Source organism: Aeromonas sp. s7(2024) (assembly GCF_040907825.1).
GTDB lineage: Bacteria > Pseudomonadota > Gammaproteobacteria > Enterobacterales > Aeromonadaceae > Aeromonas > Aeromonas veronii.
Map to the genome: position 1 here is coordinate 1 of NZ_JBFOCM010000008.1, position 20358 is coordinate 20358.

At 59.0% G+C, this 20358-nt stretch carries 22 protein-coding genes; 19 read left to right on the plus strand and 3 right to left on the minus strand.

What is annotated here, in order from left to right:
* Window positions 1–108: 108 nt before the first annotated feature.
* Window positions 109–981, minus strand: coding sequence for a U32 family peptidase (locus AB5Y73_RS01915; protein ID WP_107684980.1), 873 nt, complete (start codon window positions 979–981; stop codon window positions 109–111).
* 11 nt (window positions 982–992) lie between these two features.
* The gene (locus AB5Y73_RS01920; RefSeq protein WP_107684979.1) at window positions 993–1988 is read right to left on the minus strand and encodes a peptidase U32 family protein; all 996 of its coding nucleotides are present in this window, start codon (window positions 1986–1988) and stop codon (window positions 993–995) included.
* A 189-nt stretch (window positions 1989–2177) separates the two neighbouring features.
* Between AB5Y73_RS01920 and AB5Y73_RS01925 the strand changes: the two genes are divergently transcribed.
* Entirely contained in the window at window positions 2178–2711 is a 534-nt protein-coding gene (locus AB5Y73_RS01925) for an SCP2 domain-containing protein (RefSeq protein ID WP_005344837.1), read from the plus strand.
* On the opposite strand, the gene AB5Y73_RS01930 is transcribed toward AB5Y73_RS01925, so the two are convergent.
* On the minus strand, window positions 2664–3080 hold the full coding sequence (locus tag AB5Y73_RS01930) for a hypothetical protein (RefSeq protein ID WP_005351023.1): 417 nt from the start codon (window positions 3078–3080) through the stop codon (window positions 2664–2666). The two genes, AB5Y73_RS01925 and AB5Y73_RS01930, sit on opposite strands and share 48 nt — an antisense overlap.
* Before the next feature lie 187 nt (window positions 3081–3267).
* Here AB5Y73_RS01930 and trmJ point away from each other — a divergent pair, with 187 nt between their 5' ends.
* The 18 genes from trmJ (at window position 3268) to bamB (ending at window position 20330) form a co-directional block, all read left to right on the plus strand.
* The gene (gene trmJ, locus AB5Y73_RS01935) at window positions 3268–3990 is read left to right on the plus strand and encodes a tRNA (cytosine(32)/uridine(32)-2'-O)-methyltransferase TrmJ (RefSeq protein WP_005359790.1); all 723 of its coding nucleotides are present in this window, start codon (window positions 3268–3270) and stop codon (window positions 3988–3990) included.
* Between the two features lie 92 nt (window positions 3991–4082).
* Window positions 4083–4586 (plus strand): Fe-S cluster assembly transcriptional regulator IscR, encoded by a 504-nt coding sequence (gene iscR, locus AB5Y73_RS01940; RefSeq protein ID WP_026035025.1) that lies wholly within the window; start codon window positions 4083–4085, stop codon window positions 4584–4586.
* Window positions 4587–4639: 53 nt separating this feature from the next.
* On the plus strand, window positions 4640–5854 hold the full coding sequence (locus tag AB5Y73_RS01945; protein ID WP_021229687.1) for an IscS subfamily cysteine desulfurase: 1215 nt from the start codon (window positions 4640–4642) through the stop codon (window positions 5852–5854).
* Window positions 5855–5895: 41 nt separating this feature from the next.
* Complete coding sequence (gene iscU, locus AB5Y73_RS01950) at window positions 5896–6279, plus strand: Fe-S cluster assembly scaffold IscU (protein ID WP_005333813.1); 384 nt, start codon at window positions 5896–5898, stop codon at window positions 6277–6279.
* Between the two features lie 15 nt (window positions 6280–6294).
* Window positions 6295–6618 carry an iron-sulfur cluster assembly protein IscA gene (gene iscA / locus AB5Y73_RS01955; RefSeq protein WP_005333812.1) on the plus strand — a complete coding sequence of 108 codons (324 nt, stop codon included), beginning with the start codon at window positions 6295–6297 and terminating at the stop codon, window positions 6616–6618.
* Between the two features lie 118 nt (window positions 6619–6736).
* Window positions 6737–7255, plus strand: a complete 519-nt coding sequence (gene hscB, locus AB5Y73_RS01960) for a co-chaperone HscB (RefSeq protein WP_139731268.1) — start codon at window positions 6737–6739, stop codon at window positions 7253–7255.
* Window positions 7256–7283: 28 nt separating this feature from the next.
* Window positions 7284–9131, plus strand: a complete 1848-nt coding sequence (gene hscA, locus AB5Y73_RS01965; protein ID WP_139731267.1) for a Fe-S protein assembly chaperone HscA — start codon at window positions 7284–7286, stop codon at window positions 9129–9131.
* A gap of 1 nt (window position 9132) precedes the next feature.
* Window positions 9133–9471, plus strand: a complete 339-nt coding sequence (fdx, locus tag AB5Y73_RS01970; RefSeq protein WP_005333808.1) for an ISC system 2Fe-2S type ferredoxin — start codon at window positions 9133–9135, stop codon at window positions 9469–9471.
* A gap of 173 nt (window positions 9472–9644) precedes the next feature.
* Window positions 9645–10949 (plus strand): aminopeptidase PepB, encoded by a 1305-nt coding sequence (gene pepB, locus AB5Y73_RS01975; RefSeq protein WP_139731266.1) that lies wholly within the window; start codon window positions 9645–9647, stop codon window positions 10947–10949.
* On the plus strand, window positions 10946–12229 hold the full coding sequence (gene pepB / locus AB5Y73_RS01980; RefSeq protein WP_139731265.1) for an aminopeptidase PepB: 1284 nt from the start codon (window positions 10946–10948) through the stop codon (window positions 12227–12229). The genes pepB (AB5Y73_RS01975) and pepB (AB5Y73_RS01980) overlap by 4 nt, the downstream gene beginning before the upstream one ends.
* Window positions 12230–12496: 267 nt before the next feature.
* Window positions 12497–12925, plus strand: a complete 429-nt coding sequence (gene ndk, locus AB5Y73_RS01985; protein ID WP_005333805.1) for a nucleoside-diphosphate kinase — start codon at window positions 12497–12499, stop codon at window positions 12923–12925.
* A gap of 167 nt (window positions 12926–13092) precedes the next feature.
* A complete protein-coding gene (locus tag AB5Y73_RS01990) occupies window positions 13093–14196 on the plus strand; it encodes a bifunctional tRNA (adenosine(37)-C2)-methyltransferase TrmG/ribosomal RNA large subunit methyltransferase RlmN (RefSeq protein ID WP_005344856.1) in 1104 nt (367 codons plus the stop codon).
* Window positions 14197–14207: 11 nt separating this feature from the next.
* Window positions 14208–14999 carry a PilW family type IVa pilus biogenesis/stability lipoprotein TapF gene (tapF, locus tag AB5Y73_RS01995; RefSeq protein WP_139474386.1) on the plus strand — a complete coding sequence of 264 codons (792 nt, stop codon included), beginning with the start codon at window positions 14208–14210 and terminating at the stop codon, window positions 14997–14999.
* Entirely contained in the window at window positions 14989–15957 is a 969-nt protein-coding gene (gene rodZ / locus AB5Y73_RS02000) for a cytoskeleton protein RodZ (protein ID WP_139731264.1), read from the plus strand. Before tapF ends, rodZ begins: the two co-directional genes overlap by 11 nt.
* 10 nt (window positions 15958–15967) lie before the next feature.
* Window positions 15968–17083, plus strand: coding sequence for a flavodoxin-dependent (E)-4-hydroxy-3-methylbut-2-enyl-diphosphate synthase (gene ispG / locus AB5Y73_RS02005; RefSeq protein ID WP_005333801.1), 1116 nt, complete (start codon window positions 15968–15970; stop codon window positions 17081–17083).
* 138 nt (window positions 17084–17221) lie between these two features.
* Window positions 17222–18499, plus strand: coding sequence for a histidine--tRNA ligase (gene hisS / locus AB5Y73_RS02010; protein WP_042056135.1), 1278 nt, complete (start codon window positions 17222–17224; stop codon window positions 18497–18499).
* A gap of 3 nt (window positions 18500–18502) precedes the next feature.
* Window positions 18503–19153: a tetratricopeptide repeat protein gene (locus tag AB5Y73_RS02015; protein ID WP_181497236.1), complete on the plus strand. Its 651-nt coding sequence runs from the start codon at window positions 18503–18505 to the stop codon at window positions 19151–19153.
* The gene (bamB, locus tag AB5Y73_RS02020; RefSeq protein ID WP_040066510.1) at window positions 19146–20330 is read left to right on the plus strand and encodes an outer membrane protein assembly factor BamB; all 1185 of its coding nucleotides are present in this window, start codon (window positions 19146–19148) and stop codon (window positions 20328–20330) included. The genes AB5Y73_RS02015 and bamB overlap by 8 nt, the downstream gene beginning before the upstream one ends.
* Window positions 20331–20358: the final 28 nt, after the last annotated feature.

Genomic DNA, 20358 nt, shown 5'->3' on the forward strand with positions numbered 1-20358 from the left:
TGCGTTGAAATACAGAACCCCCGATGCGGTACATAGGGGGTTCTGAGTAGAGAAATGCTAGTTGAAAATGTGTAAACCTATTTCAGGACTAGACAGCGAATGGCGGGTTTACTCCACCAGGCTCATGCCGGGGATCTGGCGCCAGTAGCCGTTGCAATCGCGATTCTGCTGCAGAGCGAGGGGCTGATTGCCCTGCCGGTTGGCTTTGAAGCGGGCCAGCATCTCCAGCGTCTCCATCCCTTGCGGTGAAAGTCTGACCACATCCACCAGACCTTCCATACCAGCCAGCTCGTTACCCAGGTTATAGCAGTAACCGGACTGGGTCTGGATCCCGTTGAGATTGAACACCCGCTGACCCTCGCGGCTGTTGGCCAGTCGTCCGGTGGGGTAGTTGATGCAGGCGAGCTCGCAGTTGTCCTTGGGCTTGTCGAGGGATCGGGCGGTGAAGCAGCGCGCCGAGTAGGCGAGCGGCAGATGGCCGTAGGCAAACACCTCCACCTCAAATTGGTCGCGCAGGGAGCCCAGATCCTGATTGAGCTGGATCAGCCAGTCACGGGAGAGCTCCACCGGCATGACCCAGCGTTTCATCCCCTGTTTGAGCAGCATGCGCAGCACATCGGCGTTATAGGCGTTGATGGCGGGGCCACAGACGAAGGGGATCCCTGCCTCCCAGGCGAGTTGCACCGTACCGAGATCGTTGGCTTCGACCATCAGATCGCCATTGTCGACCAGCCGCTTAACCTCCTTGAGTTCGGAGGGGGCGGAGATAAGGGCGAGGGTCGAGAGCACCACCTGCTTGCCGGAGTTGGCGACCTGACGGGCCAGCGCAATCCAGTCATCGACTTTGAGTTCGCGCCGCTTGCTGCAGACGGTCTCCCCCAGATAGATGATGTCGGCCTGACTGTCGGCAGCGGCATGGTAAAAGGCTTCGGTATCGGCTTTGGGCCAGTAGAAGAGCAGAGGCCCGAGAGAAAATTGCATGGGTGGACTCCTTATTGCCACTGACGATGGTAGGCGCCGAGGGTAGTCTGGCTACCTTCGGAGACGCGGGCGAGCTGGGCATCCCACTCAGCTTTGACCTGATAGGCCTCGGGATTGGCCTGATAGGCATCGATGGCTGCACGCCACACCCGGGTCACTTGCTCCACATAGGCGGGGCTGCGTTGGCGCCCTTCAATCTTGACCGACTGGATCCCGGTCTTGAACAGCTCGGGCAACAGGCCCAGGGTATTGAGACTGGTGGGCTCTTCCAGCGCGTGGTAGGTCTGCCCATCCACGTCGAAACGCCCCTTGCACAGGGTCGGGTAACCGGCATTTTCGCCCGGGCCATAGCGGTCGATCAGCACCTCGTTGAGCCGCGACTCGAGACCATTCGGGGTCTCTTCCCAACGGACGAACTTGGCCGGTGAGCAGGCGCCGACGGTGTTGGGACTCTCGCCAGTCATGTAGGAGGAGAGATAGCAGCGCCCCTCGGCCATGATGCAGAGGCTGCCAAAGGCGAATACCTCGAGGCCAACATCGGTCTCGCGGGCCAGCTGCTTGACCTGATGCATGGAGAGCACCCGGGGCAGCACCACCCGTGTGACATTGAATTGCTGCTGATAGAAGCGAATGGCGGCGGCATTGGTGGCGCTGGCCTGCACCGAGACATGGAGTTCCATCTCGGGGTAGTGGCGGTTTGCATATTCCAGCACGGCGAGATCAGCGATGATTAACGCATCGGCGCCGAGGGCCACCCCGCGATCAACCGCCTGTTTCCAACGCACATCGGCCCCGGGATGGGCAAAGGTATTGATGGCAATATGCAGCTTGCGACCATGTTGATGCACATAATCCACCGCCTTCTCCAGTTTGCTGTCGGTAAAGTTGAGACCGGCAAAGTGGCGGGCATTGGTGTCATCCTTGAAACCGATATAAACGGCATCGGCCCCGTTATCCACGGCGGTTTTCAGTGCCGGCAAACTGCCTGCCGGACAGAGTAATTCCATTGGTACGCTCCGAGAGTGCATATGAAGGGCAAACGAGCCCTGATTGTATGCAGCCATGCACTCCCGCTTTTTGACCTGAGGCAGCTTTGTGTGGCTTTACCCTTCTTGAGGTAACCCTGCACAAGTTTGATTTCCAACAGGATCTTGCCACTCTCCCTGTGTTTGAATGCTAAAAAAAGGGAGTCTATCGTGTTTCAACAACTGCAACGTCGCCTGGTCGAACAGGCTCCGCGCTTCTTGCGCCATCCTCTCAAGCTGGTTCCGTTCAATCTGCAAAAGCAGCTGATGGAGAGTTTACTGGCCCGGGTTTTCAAAGAGGCTATCGAAGATGGGGATTTCGAGTTTCTGGCAGACAAGTGGCTGAAAGTAGAAGTCTCTGATCTGGAGCTGTGCTGGTTTATCAGTGAGCAGAATGGCCAGCTGGTGGTAGCTCGCGAGTGTGACAAGGCCGATGTCTGCTTCAGCGGTACCGCCAATGACCTGATCCTGATTGCCGGTCGCAAAGAGGATCCGGATTCGCTTTTTTTCCAGCGCAAGCTGAAGATAGAAGGGGATACCGAACTGGGCCTTGAGGTGAAAAACTTGATGGACAGTCTGGATCTCGATGGCTTGCCGAGCCTGATGAAGTATCCCCTGATGGATCTGGCGACGTTTATCGAACGCGCCCGCACCGAGTCAGCGCAGGCTCCGGTGCAGACGGCGCCGGGCGGGATCCCGTCTTAAGTGGACAATCACCCCATGGGCATGTCGACGATAATGGTGCCGTGCCCAGAGGCAGCGACAGGCCCACAGACAGGGCACCAAGGCGATGAGTGCCGCAGGGGCGGGCAGCTGTGACATGGCCAGCCCCGCAGCCAGCCAGATAAAGGGTTGCGCTTCATACAGCCACTCCGGCTGTAGCCAGCGTTTGCTCGGAAAGATAATCAGATCGGTACGCCGGTAGCTGGAGCGCATCATCCAGGTCACCGCTCCGGCGATAAACAGCAAGGCGCCAGCAAACCAGAGCAGGGGCTGTTCACTCAACGTAATAATGGCAATGGCTGCCAGCAGGTAGAGGCTGGGCAATCTCTCATAGATAAAGGGAGGAAGCATGGCGCGGTGTCTCCTGTGCCGTTTATCGGATATCCATCAAGTTTAGTCCCCCCCTCTCACTTCCCTCATGCTGGTTTGTTATACAAACGGGTGGTTTTGTTCTGAAATGGCTCGGCTTTTACGGTGCCAACATGGCGTTCTCTTATGTTACAATTGCGCGCCATTTTTGACTGAAGATTGACTGGGCATGTTGGATCAGATTCGTATCGTTTTGGTAAACACCTCTCATACCGGCAACATGGGGTCTGCGGCACGAGCCATGAAGACCATGGGGTTGACCCAGCTGGTATTGGTTGATCCGCAAGCCTTGCCGGATGACAATGCCTTCGCCCTGGCTGCTGGTGCCAGCGATGTGCTTGCCAATGCCCGTATCGTCCCGACTCTGGACGACGCGATCGCCGATTGTGGTCTGGTGATTGGCACCAGCGCCCGCTCGCGAACCCTGAGCTGGCCCATGCTCGATCCCCGTGAGGCCGGCGAAAAGTCGGTGGTTGAGGGGATGCAGCACCCGGTTGCGTTGGTGTTTGGTCGCGAGCGCACCGGTCTCACCAACGACGAATTGCAAAAGTGCCACTACCACGTGGCCATTCCGGCCAATCCTGATTACAGCTCCCTCAATCTGGCCATGGCGGTGCAGACTCTCTGTTACGAAGTGCGGATGCGCTGGCTGCAGGGGCAGGCCGCCGAGCCTGAAGATGAGATGGCCTATCCGAGTGCCGCCCAGCTGGAAGGGTTTTATCAGCACCTGGAACAAACCCTGATGAAGACCGGTTTTATTGCCGATGACCATCCGGGTCATGTGATGAGCAAGTTGCGTCGCCTGTTCAATCGGGCTCGGCCGGAAGCAGCTGAGCTCAACATTCTGCGCGGTATTCTGACCTCGGTGCAGAAAGCGCGCGTACCGGATTAATCCGACTGATTTACTCAACCATATACTTGACTGATTTGGTCGGGTATGTGACCATGTGCCCCATTAAATTGCTTCGCAAGACGGTAAGGCACATGAGACTGACTTCAAAAGGACGTTACGCTGTAACCGCCATGCTCGACGTGGCGCTGCATGCAGAGCAGGGGCCCGTCCCCCTTGCCGATATTTCCGAGCGCCAGGGCATCTCGTTGTCCTATCTAGAGCAGCTCTTTGCCCGCCTGCGTAAACATGGTCTGGTGAGCAGCGTGCGTGGCCCGGGTGGTGGTTATCGCCTCGGGTTGGCCCCAGGCGAGATTTCGGTTGGTCAGGTGATCACCGCGGTCGATGAGTCGGTCGATGCAACCAAGTGCCTCGGCAAGGGCGGTTGCCACGGCGGTACCCAGTGCCTGACTCACTCCCTGTGGCGCGACCTGAGTGAGCGGATCTCCAGCTTCCTCGGGGATATCACGCTGGCAGAGCTGGTACGCCAGGCCGATGTGCGCCGCATTGCCGGCAAGCAAGATGAACAAATGAAGACCGTGTTGTCCCTGGTTGATCGGGCAGAACACGGCGATGTGAGCTTGAAAGTCCAACTATAAACGTGCTTTCCACAGCGGGACTCTGTATGACCCTGACTGTGACGGAGAAAAACATGAAACTGCCTATTTACCTTGATTATTCGGCAACCTGTCCGGTGGACCCGCGTGTCGCAGAAAAAATGATGCAGTGTCTCACCATGGATGGCCTGTTCGGCAATCCGGCTTCCCGTTCTCACCGCTTTGGCTGGCAAGCCGAAGAGGCGGTGGATCTGGCCCGTAATCAAGTGGCAGATCTGATCGGTGCCGATCCCCGCGAGATCGTCTTCACTTCCGGTGCGACCGAATCCAATAACCTGGCCATCAAGGGTGTTGCCCACTTCTATGCCAGCAAGGGCAAGCACATCATCACCTCCAAGACCGAACACAAGGCGGTGCTCGATACCTGTCGCCAGCTGGAGCGTGAAGGGTTCGAGGTGACCTATCTTGAGCCGATGCCCAACGGCCTGTTCACTATCGAGATGATCGAGAATGCCATGCGTGATGACACCATCCTGGTCAGCATCATGCATGTGAACAACGAAATCGGTGTGGTTCAGAACATTGCCGCCATTGGCGAGTTGTGCCGTTCCCGCAAGATCCTGCTGCACGTAGATGCCGTTCAGAGTGTGGGCAAGATCCCGGTAGATGTGGAAGCACTGAAAGTGGACCTGCTCTCCGTCTCTGCGCACAAGGTGTATGGTCCGAAAGGGATCGGTGCGCTGTTTGTTCGCCGCAAACCCCGCGTTCGTCTGGAAGCCCAGATGCATGGCGGTGGCCACGAGCGCGGCATGCGTTCCGGTACTCTGCCGACCCACCAGATCGTCGGGATGGGCGAAGCTTTCCGCATCGCCAAAGAAGAGATGGTGAGTGAAGGCGAGCGTATCTTGGCACTGCGCCAGCGTCTGTGGAATGGCATCAAGGATATTGAAGCCGTCTACATCAATGGCGATCTGGATCAGCGTGTTCCGGGCAACCTCAACGTCAGCTTTGCCTATGTGGAAGGGGAATCCCTCATCATGGCGCTGAAAGATTTGGCGGTCTCTTCCGGTTCGGCCTGTACCTCCGCCAGCCTGGAACCTTCCTATGTGCTGCGCGCACTGGGCCTGAACGACGAGCTGGCACACAGCTCCATCCGTTTCAGCATGGGTCGCTTCACCACCGAGGAAGAGATTGACTACGCGGTCAAGCTTATTCGTGACTCCATCGGTCGTCTGCGCGAGATGTCCCCTCTGTGGGAGATGTACAAAGACGGCGTCGATCTGAACACGGTCGAATGGGCTCATCACTGATCTATCTGGTCAGTGAGCAACAGAATTAGCAGGAGTGAGATATGGCTTACAGTGAAAAAGTAATCGACCACTACGAGAATCCTCGCAACGTCGGTGGTTTCGACAAGAATGATCCCAGCGTTGCAACCGGCATGGTCGGTGCGCCCGCTTGTGGCGACGTGATGAAGCTGCAATTGAAGATCAGCGACGAAGGCATCATCGAAGATGCCAAGTTCAAGACCTACGGCTGCGGTTCCGCCATTGCCTCCAGCTCCTTGGTGACCGAATGGGTCAAGGGCAAGACCCTGGACGAAGCGGCTGGCATCAAGAACACAGATATCGCTGAAGAGTTGGCCCTGCCACCGGTGAAGATCCACTGCTCCATTCTGGCTGAGGACGCCATCAAGGCCGCCATCGCCGATTACAAGCAGAAGAAAGGTCTCTAAGCGCCGGAGAGCAGTATGGCTATTACCATGACAGATGCCGCCGCGGCACGGGTTTCCTCTTTTCTGGCTAACCGGGGCAAGGGCATTGGCCTGCGCCTCGGCGTCAAAACCACCGGCTGCTCCGGTCTGGCCTACGTGCTTGAGTTCGTTGATGAACTGACCGATGAGGATCAGGTGTTCGAGCAGCAGGGCGTCAAGATTATTGTCGATGCCAAGAGCCTGATCCATCTGGATGGCACCGAGCTGGATTTCGTCAAGGAGGGCCTCAACGAGGGCTTCCAGTTCAACAATCCCAACGCCAAAGGCGAGTGTGGTTGCGGCGAAAGCTTCAGTGTCTGAGATGTTTGACGTCAATGATCCTTCGTCTGTGGTTGAGCGGGTCGCCGATGACCCGTTCAACCACATCTCATTTGCCAGGGGCGAGTGAGTTAGTGGCGAACGTTTCCAAGAGGTTTGCATGAATCATTTCGAGCTGTTTGGGCTGGTTGAAGGCTTCGAGCTCGATACCCGTCAGTTGGCTGATACCTACCGCCAGCTGCAAACCCAATTCCATCCTGATCGTTTTGCCACCGCCCCCGAACGGGAGCAGCTGATTGCGGTGCAACGTGCCGCCCAGATCAACGAAGCATTCACCACCCTCAAGGCGCCGCTGCGCCGTGCCGAGTATCTGCTCTCCCTGCGTGGCACCGATATCCGCGGTGAACAGCAGACTCTGCAAGATACCGCGTTTCTGATGCAGCAGCTGGAGTGGCGCGAGCGTCTGGCCGAGCTGAAAGATGACGCCGACCCTGAGCGCGCCATCAAGGATTTTCGCAGCGAGATCAGGCATGATCACCAGATGTTGATGCAGCAGCTGACCGAGTCTCTTGCCGCCGGCAGAGATCTCGTTGCCGCTGATTGCGTTCGCAAACTCAAGTTTGTCGACAAGCTCCTCGAAGAGCTGGAACGATTCGAAGACTCGCTTCTCGAGTCTTGATCCTTTAACGCTGGAAGTTTCATTACCCATGGCATTACTGCAAATCGCCGAACCCGGCCAGAGCGCTGTTCCTCATCAGCACAAACGTGCCGTCGGCATCGATCTCGGCACCACCAACTCTCTCGTCGCTGCGGTTCGCAGTGGTCACGCCGATACCCTTTGCGATGAGCAAGGGCGCGACCTGCTCCCGTCAGTGGTGCATTATCAAAGCGACGCCATCCGAGTCGGAATTGATGCCAAGCGCGAAGCGGCGCTCGATCCTCACAACACCATCGTCTCGGTCAAACGGATGATGGGCAAGGCGCTGGCCGATATCGATACCCGCCAGCAGCCTTACCAGTTTGTTGCCGCCGACAATGGCATGCCGCAACTGCATACCCGTCAGGGGCTGGTCAATCCGGTGCAGGTCTCGGCCGAAATTCTCAAAAAGCTGGCCGAGCGTGGCGCCCAGACCCTGGGTGGCGATCTCGACGGCGTGGTCATTACCGTGCCCGCCTATTTCGATGATGCCCAGCGTCAGGGCACCAAGGATGCGGCCCGTCTGGCAGGTCTGCACGTATTGCGCTTGCTCAACGAGCCGACCGCGGCCGCGATTGCCTATGGCCTTGACTCTGGTCAGGAAGGGGTGATTGCGGTTTACGATCTGGGGGGCGGCACCTTCGATATCTCCATCCTGCGGCTGCATCGCGGTGTGTTCGAAGTGATGGCGACCGGCGGTGATTCGGCCCTCGGCGGCGATGATTTCGATCACCTGCTGGCGGACTGGATCAAGGAGCAAGCCGGTTTGACCGGCGAGCTGGATGCCCATCTGCAGCGCGAGCTGCTGGATGTGGCCGCGGCCGTCAAACACGGCTTGACCGATGCCGAGCAGGTGGCGTGCACCGTTGCTGGCTGGCAGGGTTCGGTGAGCCGTAGCCAGTTTGATGAACTCATCACCCCGCTGGTGAAACGGACCTTGCTGGCTTGTCGCCGCGCCCTGCGCGATGCCGGTCTCGAGCAGGTGGAAGTGCTGGAAGTGGTGATGGTCGGTGGCTCCACCCGGGTGCCGCTGGTGCGTGAACTGGTGGGCGAGTTCTTCCAGCGTACGCCGCTGACCAGCATCGATCCGGACAAGGTGGTCGCCATTGGCGCCGCCATCCAGGCCGATATTCTGGTGGGCAACAAGCCCGATGCCGAGATGCTGCTGCTGGACGTTATCCCGCTATCGCTGGGTCTGGAGACCATGGGGGGCCTCGCTGAGAAGGTGATCCCGCGCAACACTACCATTCCGGTTGCCCGTGCCCAGGAGTTCACCACCTTCAAGGATGGTCAGACCGCCATGGCCATTCACGTGGTACAGGGTGAGCGCGAGCTGGTGGCCGATTGCCGCTCCCTGGCCCGCTTTACCCTGACCGGTATTCCGCCGATGGCAGCCGGCGCCGCCCATATTCGCGTCACCTTCCAGGTGGATGCGGATGGTCTGCTCTCGGTCAGCGCCATGGAGAAATCCTCCGGCGTGCAGGCCGAGATCCAGGTCAAGCCCTCTTACGGGCTAGCGGAGCAGGATATCCTCAACATGCTGAGTGCCTCCATCGAGAATGCCCAGCAGGATATGGATGCCCGCATGCTGGCCGAGCAGCAGGTTGAAGCCGACCGGGTGGTCGAGAGTCTCAATGCCGCGCTGGCCGCTGATGGCGATGCCCTGCTCAATGCTGCCGAGCGTGCCGAGATTGATGCCGCCATCGCCCATCTGCTGACCATGCGCAACAGCGGCGCAACCCATCAAATCAAAGAAGCCATTGAGGCAGCCGATGCTGTCAGTGGCGAGTTTGCAGCCCGCCGGATGGACGCCTCCATCCGCAAGGTGCTGACCGGACAAAACGTCAACAAGGTGTAATATGCCAAAACTGATCATTCTTCCTCATCCCGTACTCTGTCCGGATGGCGCCGCCCTCGAGGGGCAAAGCGGCGAGACCATTCTGGATGTGGCGCTGCGCAACGGCATCGAGATTGAGCATGCCTGCGAGAAGTCCTGTGCCTGCACCACCTGCCACTGTGTGGTGCGTGAAGGCTTTGACTCGCTCGAGCCAAGTGACGAGCTGGAAGACGACATGCTGGACAAGGCGTGGGGGTTGGAGCCGGAATCGCGCCTCAGCTGCCAGGCAAAACTGGCGGACGAGGATCTGGTGGTGGAACTGCCCAAGTACACCCTGAACCTTGCCTCTGAACGCCATTAATTACACATGAGTGAATTGCACGTGCAGCATCCTGTGGTGCTTCAGTGATATGGTGGAAGGCCGTGACCCTCGGGGGCACGGCCTTTTTTGTATTCGTTATTCTCTCTTTGCCAATAAGCTCTTTCCCATAAAGAGTGCTTATACATAGTGCCAGTAAAAAGGAAGCAAACACGATGGCTGACATGATGAAGGTAGCGTTATCCACCCAGGCTGCGGCCGCCTATTGGGGCGAGGGCGCCCAGCTCAGTTTCAATGGCGACGAGGCACTGATCCATCTTGGTGCCGCCGGTCAGGAGAAGGATGTTCTGCGCACCGTTCAGCGCGCCGCCCGTCGCCTCGAATCGAGCGGGATCAAGCGGGTGACGCTGGTCGGTGAAGGCTGGGATCTGGAGCGTCGCTACGCGTTCGCCCAAGGGTTCTACGCCGCCAAGGGGGCGCGTGAGCTGGATTTCGGCCAGCAGAGCGACGCGGAAGCCCGTGAACTGGATGCGCTGCTCAAGGCGGCTCGCTGGGTACGTGAGATCACCAATGGCTGTCCGGAAGAGATCTACCCCATGAGTCTGGCGGAATCGGCCCTGTTACTCATTCGTGGTCTGGCCGGGGATCAGGTTACTGCCCGCATCACCGCCGGTGAAGCGCTGCGCGAGTCCGGTCATATCGGGATCTGGTCGGTTGGCCGTGGCAGCGAGCGCGAGCCTGTGCTGCTGGAGCTCGACTACAACCCGACCGGGGATCGCAATGCGCCCGTGGTGGCGGCGCTGGTGGGCAAGGGGATCACTTTTGATTCCGGTGGCTACTCCATGAAGTCCTCTGACAACATGCTGCCGATGAAGTCCGACATGGGCGGCGCGGCCATGGTGACCGGTGCGCTGGCGCTGGCTATCAGCCGCGGTCTGAACCAGCGGGTGAAGCTCATTCTCTGCTGCGCCGAGAACCTGGTCTCCGGCCACGCCTTCAAGCTGGGCGACATCCTCACTTACAAGAATGGGGTTTCGGTCGAGATCCAGAACACCGATGCGGAAGGTCGTCTGGTGCTGGCCGATGGCCTGATGGCGGCCTCCGACAGCGGTGCGGCTTATATCCTTGACGCAGCCACCCTGACCGGCGCCGCCAAGATGGCGCTGGGGCGCGACTACAATGCGGTGTTTGCCCTCGATGAGACCGAGCAGCAGCGCGCGCTGGCCGCCGCCAAGGTGGAAAACGAGCAGGCGTGGGCACTGCCGCTGGAGCCCTGGCATGCCAGCCAGCTCACCTCGGCCTTTGCCGATCTGGGCAACGTCGCCTCGGCAGAGGGCACGGCCGGTGCCACCACAGCTGCTGCGTTTCTCTCCCGCTTCGTGCGCGATGAGGGCAAGGGCTGGGTGCACCTGGATCTGGCAGCCTCTTATCAGAAATCGGGCAATGATCTCTGGGCGACCGGCGCCAAGGGGCACGGTCTGCGTACCATCGCCCGCTGGCTGCAGGAGGTGACCGCATGAATGTCTGGCTGAGTCGTGAATTTGCACCGGCCGAGTGGGGGGAGGGGGCGCTGCTCTCTCACCGCGCCGACGGCATGGTGATCCATCTGGTGACGGCCAATCCGCTGCTCGATATCCAGCAGGCGGCCCGTCGCCTCTGCCAGCAGGGGATCCAGAAAGTGATCCTGGCTGGTCACTGGGAGCGTGAACAGCAGTGGGCTTTTGCCCAAGGGCTGCAAACCCCCAAGGCGGAGGTGCAACTGCAGTGGGCCATGTCCTCGGAAGAGGACAGAGAGGAGCTGGAAGCGCGTTGGCTCTGCGGCCGCTGGGTGCGCGAGATGACCAATGCCACCCCGGAGCAGTTGGGCCCGCTGGAGCTGGCGGTGGAAGCAGCCTCCTTTATTACCGAGCTGGCGCCGGACAAGGTGAGTCATCGCATTTTGAAAGGCGAAGCGCTGCAACAGGCGGGCTGGGTCGGCCTCTATCAGGTGGGCCGCGGCAGTGCGCGCGAACCGGTATTGCTGGAGCTCGACTTCAACCCGGGGCGTGACCCCAAGGCGCCGGTAGCGGCAGCGCTGGTGGGCAAGGGGATCACCTTTGACTCCGGCGGCTACTCCATGAAGAGCTCCGAGGGGATGCTCACCATGAAGTGCGACATGGGTGGTGCGGCGATTGTCACCGGTGCGCTGGCGCTGGCTATGCTGCGCGGGCTCGACAAGCGGGTGAAGCTGATCCTCTGTTGCGCCGAGAACCTGGTCTCCGGCCACGCCTACAAGCTGGGCGACATCCTCACCTACAAGAACGGCACCACGGTCGAGATTGTGAATACCGATGCCGAGGGGCGGTTGGTGCTGGCCGACGGCCTGCAACTGGCGAGCGAGTCCGGCGCACCGCTGATCATCGATGCCGCGACCCTGACCGGCGCAGCCGTGATGGCGCTGGGTGGGCGCTACAATGCTCTGTTCGGCCTCGACAAAGGGTTGGTAAGCCGGGCCATGACCTATGCCGATGCCGAGCATGAGCCTGCCTGGCCGCTGCCGCTGGAGCCCTGGCACCGCCAGCAGTGCCCCTCCCATTACGCCGACACGGCCAACAGCCGTCCAGTGAAGGGGGGCGGGCCGGGTGGCGCCTCCAACGCGGCGGGTTTTCTCTCCCGTTTCGTTGCCAACGAAGGGATGGGGTGGCTGCATATCGATCTGGCAGCTTGCTTCAGTGACAACGGCGATGCCCTCTGGGCGCCGGGGGCCAATACCCTGGGGATGCGCACCATAGCGCGGGCCTTGCTGGCGGAAGCCAAATAGGCGAGACAAGGCACCTTCGGGTGCCTTTTTCATGCTGTTCGAATTGTGAACAAAAGATGGGGTTTTGGCGGCTTAAGGTAACTATCGTGCGCAAGCGCACATATTTTCCGGCTCTGCTCGGTCAAGATGAGTGTGGATGTTGATTGCAAGGGAGTGATGTTTAATAAAAAGTTGCTCGTTTGTGTGTTTTTCCGGTTTTTGTTTACGTATAATCGCCAGCGAACATGGATTCTAACAATAAAACTCTGTAGTTAAGGAAAGATATCAATGGCCATCGAACGTACCTTCTCTATCGTTAAACCGGATGCTGTCAGCAAGAACCTGATCGGTGCCATCTATAGCCGTTTCGAAAGCGCAGGCTTGAAAGTGGTGGCATCCAAAATGCTGCACATGAGCAGTGAACAGGCTGCCGGTTTCTATGCCGAGCATCAGGGCAAGCCTTTTTATGACAATCTGGTCAGCTTCATGACCTCTGGTCCTGTCATGGTGCAGGTGCTGGAAGGGGAAGACGCCATCCGTCGCAATCGCGAGATCATGGGGGCTACCAACCCGAAAGAGGCGCTGGCTGGTACCTTGCGTGCCTGTTATGCCGAGAGCATCGATCGCAACGCAGTGCATGGCTCCGATGCACCGGCATCCGCAGCCCGCGAAATTGCCTACTTCTTCTCTGACAACGAGATCTGCCCGCGCGGCTGATTTACGTGGATGATGACCCAAGGGAGCCTAGGCTCCCTTTGTTGTTTTCGCCGTTTACGCAATATCCCTCTATTCTCCAGGTGGAAAGCCAGACCCATTATTTGTACAATGCCGCCCCCTGACGTCGTCAGCCAATAATTGATGAAGTGTTTGAACTGAGGCCATTGATGAGCGAAACAAAAATCAACCTGCTGGATCTTGATCGGGATGCCATGCGTGCCTTTTTCGTCGAACTGGGCGAGAAGCCATTCCGGGCAGATCAGGTCATGAAGTGGATCTATCACTTTGGGTGTGATGATTTCGATCAGATGACCAACGTCAACAAGGTGCTCAAAGAGCGCCTCAAGGCGATCGCCGAGATCAAGGCGCCCGAGATCAGCCGCGAGCAGCGCTCTGCCGATGGCACCATCAAGTGGGCTCTGCAGGTGGGCGATCAGGAGGTAGAGACCGTCTACATCCCGGAAGATGACCGCGCGACCCTCTGCGTCTCCTCTCAAGTTGGCTGTGCGCTGGAGTGCAAGTTCTGCTCTACCGCCCAACAAGGCTTCAACCGCAACCTGAAAGTCTCCGAGATCATCGGTCAGGTGTGGCGTGCGGCCCGCGTGGTCGGTGGCAAGCGTCCCATCACCAACGTGGTGATGATGGGGATGGGCGAGCCGCTGCTCAACCTCGCCAACGTGGTGCCCGCCATGCGTCTGATGATGGATGACTACGGCTTTGGCATCTCCAAGCGCCGGGTGACCATCTCCACCTCTGGCGTGGTACCTGCGCTGGACAAGCTGGGTGACCAGATCGACGTGGCGCTGGCTATCTCCCTGCACGCCCCGAACGACAAGTTGCGTTCAGAGATCATGCCGATCAACGACAAGTACAACATCGAGGAGTTCCTCGCCGGTGTCCGTCGTTACCTGGCCAAATCCAATGCCAACGGTGGTCGGGTGACCGTCGAGTATGTGCTGCTCGATCATATCAATGACGATATGCAGCATGCTCACGAGCTGGCCAAGGTGCTCAAGGACACTCCGAGCAAGATCAACCTGATCCCGTTCAACCCCTTCCCGGGCAACCCTTACGGCAAGCCGAGCAACAGCCGTATCGATCGCTTCTCCAAGGTGCTGATGGAGTACGGTTTCACCGTGATCGTTCGCAAGACCCGTGGTGATGACATCGATGCCGCCTGTGGTCAGCTGGTGGGTGACGTGATTGACCGTACCAAGCGAACTATCAAAAATCGGATGCAACAGGATGGGATTTCCGTCAAAATGGTTTAAATGCTAAGCCATTGTATAGACAGGGAATGGATACACGTACATTGATCGTAGTGGCAGCGCTCTGCGCGCTGCCAGGCTGTGTGACCGAGACCACTTACGCTGGCCAGAACTCGACCCAGCGTGAAGTGGGTCCTGACCTCAAGGCGGCTGCCCAAACCCGCCTCGACCTGGGTATCCAGTACCTGCGTCAGGGCAATGCCGAGCAGGCCAAGTTCAATCTTGACCGCGCCCTCCAGTATGACCCCTCCAACCCCCAGATCCAGATCGGTTTTGCCTACTTTTACCAGAAGGTAGGAGATTTCAAGGCAGCCGAGACCCATTACAAGAACGCCCTTGCCATGGATCCGTCCAATGCTGACGCAATGAACAACTATGGTGCCTTCCTCTGTGATCGCGGCAGGTATGTAGAGGCAGATCAGGCGTTCAACCAGGCTGTAATTCAGCCAGGCTACGTAAAAATTGCCGATACCTATGAAAATGCGGCACTTTGTGCGCTGCAAAATCGCAGAAATGATAAAGCAGGCGAGTACTATCGCCTGGCCTTGGGGTATAATCCCCGCAATCCAGGGTTATTGCTGGACTTGGCCGAGCTTTCCATGAAAGATGGCAAGCTGCCTGATGTGCAATCCTACCTCGCCCGTTTTGCCGATGTGTCAGACGAGAACGAGGAGAGTCTCTGGTTGAGACTTCGGCTGGCACAGGCGATGGACAAGCCGGCATTACTTCACCAATTCGGGACTGAGCTGGTAAGGCAATATCCCACTTCGCAACAAGCCAAGCGTTATTTAGCCAATGACTATTGAACAGCCACACGATTTCCAAGACGACTCCCAGGCAGTAGGCCCAGGCCAATTGCTGCGCAACGCCCGTGAACAGCTTGGCTGGACACGAGAACAGGTTGCGTCCCGCATTCACCTTCGTCTGACCCTGATCGCCGCTATCGAATCGGATACCTACGACAAGCACACCTCCCATACCTTTATTCGGGGCTATCTGCGTACCTATGCCAAGCTGGTCGGGATCCCCGACGAGACCATTCTGGCTGCTTACGACAAGCTGGGTCTTACTCCTCCCGACAATATCGACATGCAGAGCTTCTCCCGTCGCTCCCGCCAGCAAGCCAACGACAGTCGGCTCAAGGTGGTGACCTGGCTGGTGATCCTGGTGTTGATTGCGCTCTCGGTCGCCTGGTGGTGGCAGAGTACTTCCCGTCGCTCCGCCGGTGATGAAGCGCTGGCAGCCACCGAGATGAGTGCAACCGGTTCGACTCCGGCTGAACCTGCCATCACGCCGCCCGATGCGATCAACACCGCTCCGGTGGAAGGCGCTGCCATCGCACCGGCCGCCACGGACGTGGCTGCCCCTGCGGTGGTCTCCGATGCGACTGCTACCCTGGCGCCTGCTTCTGCGGCTGTTGCCCCGAGCGATGTCAGCGCGGCTGTCGGCACTGCGACCGATGCAGCGGTATCTGGCGCCAATGGCACTGAATCTGAAGAGGCTGTCGTTGATCCGGCGACGGCGCCGCAACTGAAGATGAGCTTCACCGCCGATTGCTGGCTGGATGTGAAGGATGCCAACGGCAAGACCCTGTTCAGTGGTCTGAAGAAGGCCAACGACGAGCTGGTGCTGGAAGGCGCCGAGCCCCTGAAGTTCATCATTGGCGCGCCCATGGCCGTCAAGCTTGACTACAAGGGTCAGTCGTTTGATATGAGCCGTTACAACAACGGTCGTACAGCCCGCTTCTCACTGCCGCAGGAGTAATCTGTTTCCCATGTCTTCTCACGAATCTCCCATCATTCGTCGTAAATCCAGACAGATCATGGTTGGTAATGTACCGGTTGGGGGCGATGCCCCCATTACCGTGCAGACCATGACCAACACCAAGACCACAGATGTTGCTGCGACCATCGAGCAGATCCAGCGGATCGAACGGGTCGGTGCCGATATCGTCCGTGTCTCCGTGCCCACCATGGAAGCGGCGGAAGCCTTCCGGCTGATCAAACAGCAGACCCGCATCCCCATCGTGGCCGATATCCACTTCGACTATCGCATCGCCCTGAAAGTGGCCGAGTACGGTGCCGATTGCCTGCGTATCAACCCGGGCAACATCGGCAACGAGCAGCGGGTGCGCTCGGTGGTCGATTGCGCGCGCGACCTCAATATCCCGATCCGTATCGGGGTCAATGGCGGGTCGCTGGAGAAAGATATTCAGGAGAAGTACGGCGAGCCGACCCCCGAAGCGCTGGTGGAGTCCGCCATGCGTCACGTGGACTACCTCGATCGCCTCGATTTCCAGGACTTCAAGGTGAGCGTCAAGGCCTCTGATGTGTTCCTGGCAGTCGGTGCCTATCGCCTGCTGGCCAAGCAGATCGAGCAGCCGCTGCACCTTGGCATCACCGAAGCGGGCGGTTTCCGTGCCGGCGCGGTGAAGTCTGCCATCGGTCTGGGCATGCTGCTTACCGACGGCATCGGCGATACCCTGCGTATCTCGCTGGCGGCGGATCCGGTGGAGGAGGTAAAGGTCGGTTTCGATATCCTCAAATCCCTGCGTATTCGCTCCCGTGGCATTAACTTTATCGCTTGCCCATCCTGCTCACGGCAGGAGTTCGATGTGATCGCTACCGTCAATGCACTGGAAGAGCGGCTCGAAGACATCATCACCCCGATGGATGTTTCCATCATCGGCTGTGTGGTGAATGGCCCGGGTGAAGCGCTGGTCTCCGACCTTGGTCTGGCGGGGGCCGCCAACAAGAGTGCCTTCTATGAAGGGGGCCAGCGGGTCGATCGGCTCGACAACAAGGATCTCATTCCAACTCTGGAGCGCCGCATTCGCGCCCGCGCCGCCATGCTGGATCCCGCCAACCGGATCCCGATGGACAAGGAGTGAGCGAAACAGGGCCACATTGGGTGGCCCTTTTTCCAGGTGACTGATTTTAAATCCCGCATCCGGATTCCCTGATTTTACCTTGGGGGGAAAAATCCCTATAATGCGGCCAAATTTTACCTCTTTTTCTCGAGTATCAACGTGGCAAAACAGATCCAAGCTATTCGCGGTATGAATGATTGCCTGCCGGAGCAGAGCCCGGTATGGCAGAAGGTTGAACAGATCCTGCGCCAGGTCGTTGCCAGCTATGGCTACAGCGAAGTGCGCATGCCGATTGTCGAGCAGACTCATCTGTTCAAGCGCGCCATCGGTGAAGTGACCGACGTGGTCGAAAAAGAGATGTACACCTTTGAAGATCGCAATGGCGACAGCCTGAGCCTGCGTCCGGAAGGGACCGCCAGCTGCGTCCGTGCCGGTATTGAACACGGTCTGCTCTACAACCAGGAACGCCGGATGTGGTACATGGGCCCCATGTTCCGTCACGAGCGTCCCCAGAAGGGCCGTTACCGCCAGTTCCACCAGTTTGGTGTCGAGCTCTTTGGCATCAACGGGCCGGACATTGACGCTGAACTGATCATGCTGACCCACCGTCTGTGGCGTCTGTTTGGCATCAGCGAGCATGTCACCCTGCAGCTCAATACTCTGGGTCAGAGCGCCGAGCGTGCCGCTTACCGCGATGCGCTGGTGGCCTATCTGGAGCAGTACAAGGATCAGCTGGACGAAGAGAGCCAGCGCCGCATGTACAGCAACCCGCTGCGGGTACTCGACTCCAAGGATGAAAAGGTGCAGGCCATTCTGGCAGATGCCCCGCGTCTGTTCGACCATCTGGGCGAAGAGAGCCTGGCCCACTTCGAGGGACTCAAGCGCCTGCTCGAGTCTGCCGGTATCAAATACGAAGTGAACGAGCGTCTGGTGCGTGGTCTTGACTACTACAACCTGACCGTGTTCGAGTGGGTCACCAGCAGTCTGGGTGCCCAGGGCACCGTCTGTGCCGGTGGCCGCTACGATGGTCTGGTGGAGCAGCTGGGCGGTCAACCGACCCCGGCCGTAGGCTTTGCCATGGGCATGGAGCGTCTGGTGCTGATGCTGGAGACCCTCGAGCTCAACGCCGATATCCGCCCGGCGGTGGATGTCTATCTGGCGATGGTGGGCGAGGGGACCGAACAGGCTGGCTTCCAGCTGGCCGAGCGTCTGCGCGATGCCCTGCCGGACCTGCGCCTGATGAGCCACTGCGGTGGTGGCAACTTCAAGAAACAACTCAAACGTGCCGACAAGAGCGGCGCGGCAATCGCCCTGATCCTTGGTGAGACCGAGGTGCAAAACGGGGAGATCACTATCAAATATCTGCGTGGTCAGGCCGAGCAACAGACCGTCAAGGTTGACGCCGCCATTGCCCTGCTGGCAGCCAAAGGAGAGTAAGCTGTGGAAGTCTATACCACCGAAGAACAACAGGTTGAGGTTATCAAGGAGTGGTGGAAAGAGAACGGAACCTCGGTGATTGCCGGGACCGTGATCGGTCTGGTCGGTCTGTTCGGCTGGCGCTATTACAACCAGCACCAGCAAGAGACCATGGAGGCATCCTCCCACTCTTACAACCAGGTGATTGAGCAGCTGGCCAAGGGCGATACCGCCGGTTTCGAGCAGGCACAGCAGTTTGTCACTGCCAACAAGGGTGACTCCTACGGTGAACTGGCCGCGTTGCAACTGGCTGCCGCTGCCGTCAAGGCGGGCAAGCTGGATCTGGCTGCCGAGCAGCTGGAGCTGGTGGCGACCACGGGTGACGAGAGCATTCGTCCCATCGCGGCGCTGCGTCTGGCCCGTGTGCTGAATGATCAGGACAAGGCAGATGAAGCGCTGGCCAAGCTGGCGACCATCCAGAATGAGGCCTTCAAGGCGCAGGTAGCCGAAGCCCGTGGTGATGTGCTGCAAAAGCAGGGCAAGACCGAAGAGGCTCGTGATGCCTATCAGGCGGCGGCGGATGCCGGCGGCCTGCAGGGTAGCGCCGAGCTCAAGCTGAAAATGGACGATCTGGCCCTGCCGGCCGTTGCGACTGGTGAGGCACCGGATGCGTAATCTATTCAAGATGGTGGCGCTGGGGGCTGCGGTCTCCTTCGCTCTGCAGGGGTGCTCCCTGTTCAGTTCCGAAGAGGATCTCAACCCGATGGCGCCGCTGCCCAAGGTTGAATCTGCCTTCACTGCCGACACCGCATGGTCATCTACTGTGGGTGATGGTATCGGTGACTTCTACTCCCAGCTCAAGCCGGTGGTGGAAGAGGATCGCATCTACGCGGCGGCCCGCGACGGCGATGTCAGCGCCTTTGACCGTGCCAGTGGCGATCGCCTCTGGAGTGTCGATCTGGCCGACCTGCCGGTCAACGCCGACAAGCGCAGCGCCCGCCTTTCCGGCGGCCTGGTCTCCCGTTACGGCAAGCTGTTCCTCGGCTCCGAGAACGGGGTGGTCTACGCCCTGAACGAAGAGAACGGTGAAGTGCTGTGGCAGACCAATGTGCCCGGTGAAGTGGTGGCAAGCCCCGCGGTGGAAGATGGCCGCGTGGTGGTGTTGACCACCTCCGGTCGCCTGATCGCCCTCGACACTGATGAAGGCAAGATGCAGTGGTCGCTCTCCGAAGAGCAGCCGCCGCTGACCCTGCGCAGTGCCGGTGCACCGGTGATCACCAACGGCGCCGTGATTTACGGTCGTGCCGATGGCAAGGTGGGCATCGCCCTGCTGAGCAATGGCCAGCCGGTGCGTCAGTCCAAGGTGGCTGATCCGCGCGGTGCTACCGAGCTGGACCGCATGGTGGACGTCGATGCCAGCCCGCTGATTGCCGGTGATGAGCTCTACGCCATCGCCTACAACGGTCAGTTGATGGCGCGCAAACTGATGACCGGCGATGAAGTGTGGAAGCGCAAGTATTCCGGCTATCGCGATCTGGCGATGACTGGCAATGCCATCGTGCTGACCGACAGTCGCAGCCACCTGTTTGCCATCGACCGTCGCAACGGTCTGGAGCTGTGGTCAAACACCCAGCTGGAAAATCGTACCGTCACTGCACCTGTCATCTTCGGTGACTATGTGGTGGTGGGTGATGTGGAAGGATACCTGTATTGGCTTGATCGTACCGACGGTACCATCAAGGCGATGCAGCAGCTCGATAGCAGTGGTCTCTACGCCGCCCCGCTGGTGGATGGCGAGACCCTGTATGTGCAGAGCCGTGACGGCAAGTTGTACGCCCTCAAGCGTCCTTGATCGTCCGATAATGTGAATATCCGGCTCC